Origin of the sequence: Microbacterium sp. MYb72 (assembly GCF_002979415.1) — a bacterium.
GTDB lineage: Bacteria > Actinomycetota > Actinomycetes > Actinomycetales > Microbacteriaceae > Microbacterium > Microbacterium natoriense.
The window spans coordinates 19692-27747 of record NZ_PCOT01000040.1; the positions used below are offsets into that span (position 1 = coordinate 19692).

Here is an 8056-nt window from a genome sequence, read left to right on the forward strand (position 1 = left end):
CCGCGTAGCGTGCCGCTCATGGACACAGTGATCCGCACGAGCGGCCTCACCAAGCACTACGGCCGCGTGCACGCTCTCGACGGCCTCGACCTCTCCGTCACCGCGGGCCAGGTGCACGGCTTCCTCGGCCCGAACGGCGCGGGCAAGACGACCACCATCCGCATCCTCCTCGGCCTCGCGCGCAAGACCGGGGGCACGGCATCCGTCCTCGGAAGCGACCCCTGGCGGGACGCGACCGACCTGCACCGCCGCATCGCCTACGTGCCTGGTGACGTCAGCGTGTGGCCCAACCTCTCGGGCGGCGAGGCCATCGACCTGCTCAGCCGCCTGCGCGGCGCCGACACCCGCGGTGCCGTCTACCGGAGCGATCGCGAGCGCCTCGAGACCGCGTTCCAGTTCGACCCGCGCAAGAAGGGTCGCGCCTACTCCAAGGGCAACAGGCAGAAGGTGGCGCTGATCTCGGCGTTCACGGTGCCGGCCGACCTGTACATCCTCGACGAGCCGACGAGCGGCCTCGACCCTCTGATGGAGGTCGTGTTCCGCGAGGAGGTCGCCAGGGTGCGGGATGCCGGGGCCACCGTGCTGCTGTCGAGCCACATCCTGTCGGAGGTCGAGCTGCTGTGCGACCGCGTCTCGATCATCCGCGCGGGGCGCGTGGTGGAGTCGGGCACACTCGCGGAACTGCGCCATCTCACCCGCACCGAGGTGTCGTTCACGGCGACGGATGCCGCGGCGGCCGACGGCATCCGGTTCGCCCACGACCCGTCGTTCGCCGACGGACGCGCGAGGTTCACGGTCGACAGCGACGACGTCGCATCCGTACTCCCCGTGCTCGCCCAGCGGGCGGTCACCGGTCTGCGCATCGAGCCGCCGTCTCTGGAGGAGCTCTTCCTCCGCCACTACGGGGACGACGTGACGGATGCCGCGGGCGACGCGGATGCCGCGGCCCCGGCCCGCACCCGGAGGAGCGCGCGATCATGATCCCCCTCCTCCGCCAGCGCCTGCGCCGGGACTGGCTGCAGGTGACGCTGTGGATCCTCGGCGCGGTCCTCCTCGCGTACGCCGGCTACGGCGGCGTCACGCAGTCGTACAGCACGGTCGCCGACCGGCAGGAGGTGCTCACGGCTGTGATGGCGAACCCGGTGATCCTGATGTTCCGGGGTCTCCCGTCTGGCACGTCCGTGGGCGCCTTCCTGGCCTTCGAGGACCTCCCGTGGCTGGCGATGCTCGCGGCGCTCATGAGCACGTTCCTCGCCGTGCGGCACACCCGCGGCGACGAGGAGGCGGGGCGCAGCGAGCTCGTCGCCGCCACGTCGGCCGGACGCACCCTGCCCACAGTCGCGACGATCGTGCACGGCCTCGCCGCGAACCTCGTGCTCGCGCTGCTCACGGCGCTCGCGCTGATCGCGGCGGGGATGGATGCCGACGGCTCCCTGCTCACGGGAGCGGCGGCCGGCGCCACCGGGGTCGCCTTCCTCGGCATCGGCCTCGTCGCCGCGCAGCTCATGCGCACATCGCGCGGCGCGAACTCACTGACCGTGTGGGTGCTCGTGGCGACCTTCCTGCTCCGCGGGATCGGCAACGTCGCGGGGACCCCCAGTGACGACCTCACCCGCATCGAGAGCTCCTGGCTCGTGTGGCTCTCGCCGTTCGGCTGGGCCGAGCAGACCCGTCCCTACGATGCCGACGACCCCTGGCCCGCGGTGCTCGCGCTGGGGTTCGGACTCCTCCTCGCCGCCGCCGCGACGCTGCTGCAGTCGGCCCGCGACATGGGCGCGAGCTTCATCGCGGAGCGCAACGGCCGCGCGAACGCCACGGCGGCCCTGTCGTCTCCGCACGCGCTGGTCTGGCGGCTGTCGTGGGGGTCGGTGCTCGGCTGGACGATCGGCGGAGCGCTCACCGGCATCCTCGCCACCACCCTGTCGTCGCTCGCCGGTCAGGTCGCCGGCGAGAATCCGGCGGTCGCGCAGATCCTCGAGAAGATCGCCAGGGCGGGGAACCTCGACGAGGCCGTGATCACCGTCTTCTTCACCATGCTCGGCATCCTCGCCGCGTGCGCGGCCGTGCAGACGATCGTCCGCGCCCGTCAGGAGGAGGCCCACGGCACGGCCGAGTCGGTGCTCGCGGCCGCGGTCGGGCGCGTGCGGTGGTTCGCCGACTACACGCTCGTCGCCACGTGCGCCGTCGCGCTCGTCATCGCGGCCGCCATGGCCACGGCGTACCTCGGGATCGCCGCGAACGGAGGCGCGAGCGCGCTGTACCGCGTGGTCACCGTGACCGGGCTGGGGCAGTTCGTCGCGGCATCCGTGTTCACCGCGATCACGGCCCTGGTCTTCGTCGTGCTGCCGCGGGCCACGCTCGGCGTCGGATGGGCGCTCATCGGCGTCGCCAGCATCCTCGGCATGTTCGGACCGCTGTTCGGGATGCCGGAGTGGGCCACCGACCTCTCGCCGATCGCCGTGACCCCCGTGGTCTCGAACGGGGACGTCGACCTCCGCGGGCTCTGGTGGCTCGTGGCTGCGGTCGCGGTCGCCGGCGGCGGGGCACTGACCCTCATGAGGCGCCGCGAGCTCGCGGCCGACGGATAACCTGGGGAGCACATGGAACACCGGGGACAGGACGCCGCAGAGCAGGCGGCCGCGATGATGACGGCGGCGGGGATGCCGCGCATGCCCGCGCGCGTCATGATGGCGCTCGTCGCAGCCCCGGACGGCGGGTACACGGCCGCCGATCTCGCCGATCGCCTCGGGGTGTCGGCCGCCGCCGTGTCGGGGGCCGTGCGCTACCTGCAGGACGCGCACTTCGTGCGTCGGCTGCCCACGGCCGGGCACCGCCGCGACCGCTACGACCTCGCACCCGACGGCTTCCACTCGGTCATCATCGGCAACATCCCCGTCTACCGCCGCCTCGCGGAGCACGTCGACCGGATCGGCGCCGAGCTCGGCGACGAGGAGGTCTCGGCCGAGCGCGCCGCGCAGATGTCGGGCTTCCTCCGGTTCATGGCCGAGCGGATGCCGCAGCTGGTCGCCGAGTGGGAGGCGCAGGACCCCGCACCCGACCGCTGAGCGAGCGCCGTCGCGCCGGCTACATGCCGACGACGCCCTCGAAGAGGCCAATGTGGTTGCCGTCGGGGTCGACGACGACCGCCCACGCGCTGGTGTCGGTGATGGGCTGCTTCTCCATCGCGACCGATCCCCCGGCGGCGAGCGCGGCGGCGACCGTGTCGTCGATCGAGTCGACCTCGACGTACGAGCGCGGCTGCGTGAAGCCCTCGCTGCGCGGGGCCAGCCCGCCGCCCGAGATGCCGTTGGGCGCCTGCCACATGGGGTAGCCCTCGAACCCGGGCGGCTCGGCGATCTGCCAGCCGAACAGCGCCGAGTAGAACCCGGACGCCGCGGTCAGGTCGGTGACCGGGATGTCGATGTGGGTGATGTCTCCGTGCGCCATGATGCTCCCTTTCGCCGTGCGGACGCAGACAGTCTTCTCGCCGCGACCGCCGACTTCAAGGGCCTGTGCGTTCAGGCGGAGGGGTGCCCCACGACGCCCTTGCGCAGCAGCGCGTTGCCGTACTTGCGGGTCTCTCCGGTGCGGACCATGAGGTACGCGGCCTTCGCCACCCCGTAGTACGCGAATCGCTCGACGAAGGCGGTGGAGCCGGCATCCGTCCCCGCAGCCGCCATGAGCTGATGCTGCACGTCGAGCACCTCGCCGTCGGCCGAGGCCATCAGGTCGATGCCGGGGGCGTCGTCGAGAGGGAGCACCGTGCGGATCGCGGCGACGACCTCGGGCGTGGTGGTGCCCGGCAGATCGATCACCCGCTCCCCCAGCGCCCACGCCGGGAAGTGCGCGTCGGCGACGACGACGGAGTCGGAGTGCCCCATCCGGTCGAGGTGCAGCAGCAGCTCGCCGGTGAGCAGGGGGTGGATGCCTTCGAGCACGGTGCGTCTCCTCGGATCGGACGGGTGGGGTGGTCAGGCCGGGACGAGAGCCTCGGCGGCCAGAGTCTGCCAGAGCGAGGCCGGGATCTCCAGCGCCGCGTACTCGGCGTTCTGCGCGAGCTGAGCCGGACGGCTGCCGCCCACGACGACGGCGCGCACGACGTCCGACTGCAGGGGGAACTGCAGCGCCGCCGCCGGCAGCGGCACATCGTGGTCGGCGCAGATCGCGGCGATCCGCACGAGGCGCTCCCACAGCTCCTCGGGGAGCTGCCCGTACTCGTAGCGTCCGTCCCTGCGCGGCTCGCTCTGCGCGAGCAGGCCGGAGTTGAAGACGGATGCCGCGACGATGCCGGTGCCCCTCTCGCGGCACGCCGGCAGCACGTCGGCGGCGGCGGGCTGTTCGAGCAGCGTGTAGCGGCCGGCGACCATGATCAGGTCGAGGTCGGCTCCGCGCACGGCGGCGGCGAGCGCATCCGTCACCATGGATCCGATGCCGATCTGGGCGACCTCGCCGTCGGCGCGCAGCTGCTCCAGCGCGGGCAGGGCCTCGGCGAGCGCGAGGTCGAGGTCGTTGCGCTCCGGATCGTGCAGGTACAGCAGGTCGATGCGCTCGATGCCCAGACGCTCGCGGGACTCGGCGAGCGAGGAGCGGATGCCGTCGGCCGAGAAGTCCCAGACGCGGCGCACGTCGTCGGGCACGTGGAAGTCGTTCGCCGTGTCGAGCCCGCCGCGCTCATGGTCGGGGTTCGCGCGCAGCAGCCGGCCGACCTTCGTGGAGAGAAAGTACTCCTCCCGCGGCTTGGTGCGCAGGAACGCGCCGAGTCGACGCTCGGAGAGGCCGAGCCCGTAGTGCGGGGCGGTGTCGTAGTGGCGGATGCCGGCATCCCACGCCGCGTCGAGCACGGCCCAGGCCTCGTCATCCGTCAGCGGACGGAAGAGGTTGCCGACGTTGGCCGCACCGTAGCCGAGCGGCGGCACGGTCTGCTCAGGCGACGACGACATGCTCACCCCTCCAGGTGTAGTCGATGATGCTGTCGGCCTTCATCTCCATGCCGGTGCCCGGCGCGATCGGGGGCATGTACGAACCGCCCCTGATGTCGGTCGGGGTGACGAAGTGCTCGTGCAGGTGGTCGACGAACTCGATCATGCGGCCCTCGCGCGTGCCGGTGACGGCGACGAAGTCGAACATCGACAGGTGCTGCACGGCCTCGCAGAGCCCGACGCCGCCGGCGTGCGGGCACACCGGCACGCCGAACTTCGCGGCCAGCAGCAGGTTCGCGATGTTCTCGTTCACGCCGGCGACGCGCACGGCGTCGATCTGCATGACCTGGATCGCCTCTGCCTGCAGGAGCTGTTTGAAGATCATGCGGTTCTGGGCGTGCTCGCCCGTCGCGACGCGGATCGGCGCGACCCCGCGGGCGATCTCCGCGTGGCCGAGGATGTCGTCGGGGCTCGTGGGCTCCTCGATCCAGGCGGGGCGGAACTCGGCGAGCGCGTTCACCCACTCGATCGCCTCCGACACCTCCCAGCGCTGGTTCGCATCGATCGCGATCGGGAAGTCCGGCCCGCACACCTCACGGGCCTTGCGGAAGCGGCGGATGTCGTCGTCGAGATCGGCGCCGACCTTGAGCTTGATCTGCGTGAAGCCGTCGGCCATGGCCTCGCGAGCGAGCCGTTCGAGCTTCTCGTCGGAGTAGCCGAGCCAGCCGGGGCTGGTCGTGTAGCCGGGGTAGCCGGTGGCGAGCAGCTCCGCCTCGCGCGCGGCGCGGCCGGGCTCGGCGGCGCGGAGGATCTCCAGCGCATCGTCGCGGGTCAGCGCGTTCGTGAGGTAGCGGAAGTCGACCAGGTCGACGAGCTCCTCCGGCGTCATCCGGGCGAGGAGCTGCCACAGCGGGAGCCCCGCGCGCTTGGCCTTGATGTCCCACAGCGCGTTGACGACCGCGCCGATGGCCATGTGCATGACGCCCTTCTCGGGGCCGAGCCAGCGCAGCTGCGAGTCGCCGATGATCTCGCGGAAGGTGCCGCCCATGTCGTCGAGCAGCGGCTCGAGCTCCCGGCCGACGAGGTGTCCGGCCAGCGCGTCGATCGCCGCGACCTGCACGTCGTTGCCGCGGCCGATCGTGAAGACGAAGGCGTGCCCCTCGATGCCGTCCTCGGCATCCGTCCGCACGATCACGTACGCGGCCGAGTAGTCGGGGTCGGGGTTCATCGCGTCCGAGCCGTCCAGGCTCAGGGACGTCGGGAAGCGGATGTCGGTGGTGTCGAGGGCGACGATACGGCTCACGGGGTTCCTCTCACGGGTCGGACTTCTCGCACCGACCTCTTGGAGTGTAAACATCCGATGTCTATACTGTCAACGAGACAGGCGGTCATCCGGTGACCGCGACAGACGAACACCGACGACTCAGGAGAACCATGAAGTTCGCGCGGCTTGGCGCCCCCGGTGCAGAGATCCCCGTCCTCGTAGACGGCGACCGCTACCTCGACCTCCGCCCAGTGACATCCGATGTGAACGGGGATTTCCTCGCCTCCGACTTCCGCGACCGCGTCGCGACGGCCCTGGCCGTCGGTGAGCTCCCCGAGCTGGCGGACGCCGCGGAGCAGCGCATCGGCGCCCCGATCGCGCGCCCCAGCGCCGTGATCTGCATCGGCCAGAACTACGCCGCGCACGCACGCGAGTCCGGGTCGGAGCCGCCGACCATCCCGATCATGTTCCTGAAGACCCCCAACACCGTGGTCGGCCCGAACGATGCGGTGACGATCCCCCGCGGCAGCGAGAAGACCGACTGGGAGGTCGAGCTCGGCATCGTGATCGGCGCCCGTGCGTCCTACCTCGACTCCCCCGAGGACGCCGACGCGCACATCGCCGGCTACGTCACCGCCAACGACGTCTCCGAGCGGGCGTACCAGATGGAGGTCTCCGGCGGGCAGTGGTCGAAGGGCAAGATCGCCCCCGGCTTCAACCCCACGGGTCCGTGGCTGGTCACCCCCGACGAGGTCGAGGTCGATCGCCTGCGTCTGCGCAGCTGGGTCAACGGCGAGCCGCGCCAGGACTCGAACACCGACGACATGATCTTCGACGTGCGCGTCATCGTGCACCACCTGTCGCAGTACGTGACCCTGGAGCCCGGCGACCTCATCCTCACCGGCACCCCGCAGGGCGTGGCGTTCGGCGGGAAGTTCCCCTACCTGAGGGCCGGAGACGTCGTGGACATCGAGATCGAAGGACTCGGGCACCAGCGCCAGGAGTTCGTGGCATGGGAGGCACAGAAGTGAGCATCGACACGGTCGTTGAGCGAGCGGAGCGAGACGAAACGCACGGATCCGGCATGAGCGGACTCGTCGCGATCGTCACGGGCGGGGCGTCGGGCATCGGAGCGGCCATCGCCCGCCGCCTGCACGCCGAGGGCGCGCACATCGCCGTGCTCGACCGCGACACGTCGGGGGCGGATGCCGCGTTCGCCGCGTTCACGGCCGACGTGTCCGACCGCGCATCGGTGGATGCCGCCGTCGCCGCCGTCGCCGAGCGCTTCGGCCGCATCGACATCGTCGTGAACAACGCCGGCATCGGCGCACAGGGCGACATCACCGCGAACGACGACGACGAGTGGGCGCGCGTGCTGTCGATCAACGTCACCGGCATCGCCAGGGTGACGTCGGCGGCGCTGCCGTGGCTGCGGCAGTCGCCCGCCGCGGCGGTCTGCAACACGGCATCCATCGCCTCCACCACCGGCCTCCCGCAGCGCGCCCTCTACAGCGCCTCGAAGGGCGCCGTCTCGGCCCTCACCCGCGCCATGGCGGCCGATCACCTGCGCGAGGGCATCCGCGTGAACGCCGTCAACCCCGGTACCGCCGACACCCCGTGGGTCGGGCGGCTGCTGGACTCGGCATCCGCCCCCGCCGCCGAACGCGCGGCCCTGGAGGCCCGACAGCCGCACGGACGCCTGGTCAGCCCCGACGAGGTCGCCGCCGCCGTCGCGTACCTCGTCTCCCCCGCCGCGGGCTCGACCACCGGCACCTTCATCGAGGTCGACGGCGGCATGGCACAGCTGCGCCTCCGAGAACTGTCGCACGACCTGGGTCCGAGCATCCGCCGTTATCCACACCCGGCACTCCCG

Annotated in this window: 9 protein-coding genes; 5 read left to right on the top strand and 4 right to left on the bottom strand. The window is 71.6% G+C overall.

Features of this window, described 5'->3' with window-relative positions; genetic code table 11:
• Window positions 1-18 precede the first annotated feature (18 nt).
• The 3 genes from CQ047_RS16995 to CQ047_RS17005 are packed head-to-tail and all read left to right on the top strand — an operon-like array spanning window position 19 to window position 3065.
• Complete coding sequence (locus CQ047_RS16995; protein WP_181155988.1) at window positions 19-981, top strand: ABC transporter ATP-binding protein; 963 nt, start codon at window positions 19-21, stop codon at window positions 979-981.
• Complete coding sequence (locus CQ047_RS17000; RefSeq protein WP_105677101.1) at window positions 978-2588, top strand: ABC transporter permease; 1611 nt, start codon at window positions 978-980, stop codon at window positions 2586-2588. The genes CQ047_RS16995 and CQ047_RS17000 overlap by 4 nt, the downstream gene beginning before the upstream one ends.
• A gap of 12 nt (window positions 2589-2600) precedes the next feature.
• Window positions 2601-3065 carry a GbsR/MarR family transcriptional regulator gene (locus tag CQ047_RS17005; protein ID WP_105677102.1) on the top strand — a complete coding sequence of 155 codons (465 nt, stop codon included), beginning with the start codon at window positions 2601-2603 and terminating at the stop codon, window positions 3063-3065.
• A 19-nt stretch (window positions 3066-3084) separates the two neighbouring features.
• Here CQ047_RS17005 and CQ047_RS17010 read toward each other — a convergent pair whose 3' ends face one another.
• The 4 genes from CQ047_RS17010 to CQ047_RS17025 all read right to left on the bottom strand — a co-directional run bounded on the left by CQ047_RS17010 (window position 3085) and on the right by CQ047_RS17025 (window position 6222).
• Window positions 3085-3447: a VOC family protein gene (locus CQ047_RS17010; protein ID WP_105677103.1), complete on the bottom strand. Its 363-nt coding sequence runs from the start codon at window positions 3445-3447 to the stop codon at window positions 3085-3087.
• 71 nt (window positions 3448-3518) lie between these two features.
• Window positions 3519-3938 (bottom strand): RbsD/FucU family protein, encoded by a 420-nt coding sequence (locus CQ047_RS17015; RefSeq protein ID WP_105677105.1) that lies wholly within the window; start codon window positions 3936-3938, stop codon window positions 3519-3521.
• Window positions 3939-3971: 33 nt separating this feature from the next.
• On the bottom strand, window positions 3972-4940 hold the full coding sequence (locus tag CQ047_RS17020; RefSeq protein ID WP_105677107.1) for an aldo/keto reductase: 969 nt from the start codon (window positions 4938-4940) through the stop codon (window positions 3972-3974).
• Complete coding sequence (locus tag CQ047_RS17025; RefSeq protein WP_105677109.1) at window positions 4924-6222, bottom strand: L-fuconate dehydratase; 1299 nt, start codon at window positions 6220-6222, stop codon at window positions 4924-4926. Before CQ047_RS17025 ends, CQ047_RS17020 begins: the two co-directional genes overlap by 17 nt.
• A 131-nt stretch (window positions 6223-6353) precedes the next feature.
• Here CQ047_RS17025 and CQ047_RS17030 point away from each other — a divergent pair, with 131 nt between their 5' ends.
• Together CQ047_RS17030 and CQ047_RS17035 are read left to right on the top strand one after the other, a co-directional pair.
• Window positions 6354-7214, top strand: coding sequence for a fumarylacetoacetate hydrolase family protein (locus CQ047_RS17030; protein ID WP_105677110.1), 861 nt, complete (start codon window positions 6354-6356; stop codon window positions 7212-7214).
• 53 nt (window positions 7215-7267) lie between these two features.
• On the top strand, window positions 7268-8056 hold a 789-nt coding region (locus CQ047_RS17035; protein WP_105677114.1), incomplete at its 3' end, for an SDR family NAD(P)-dependent oxidoreductase.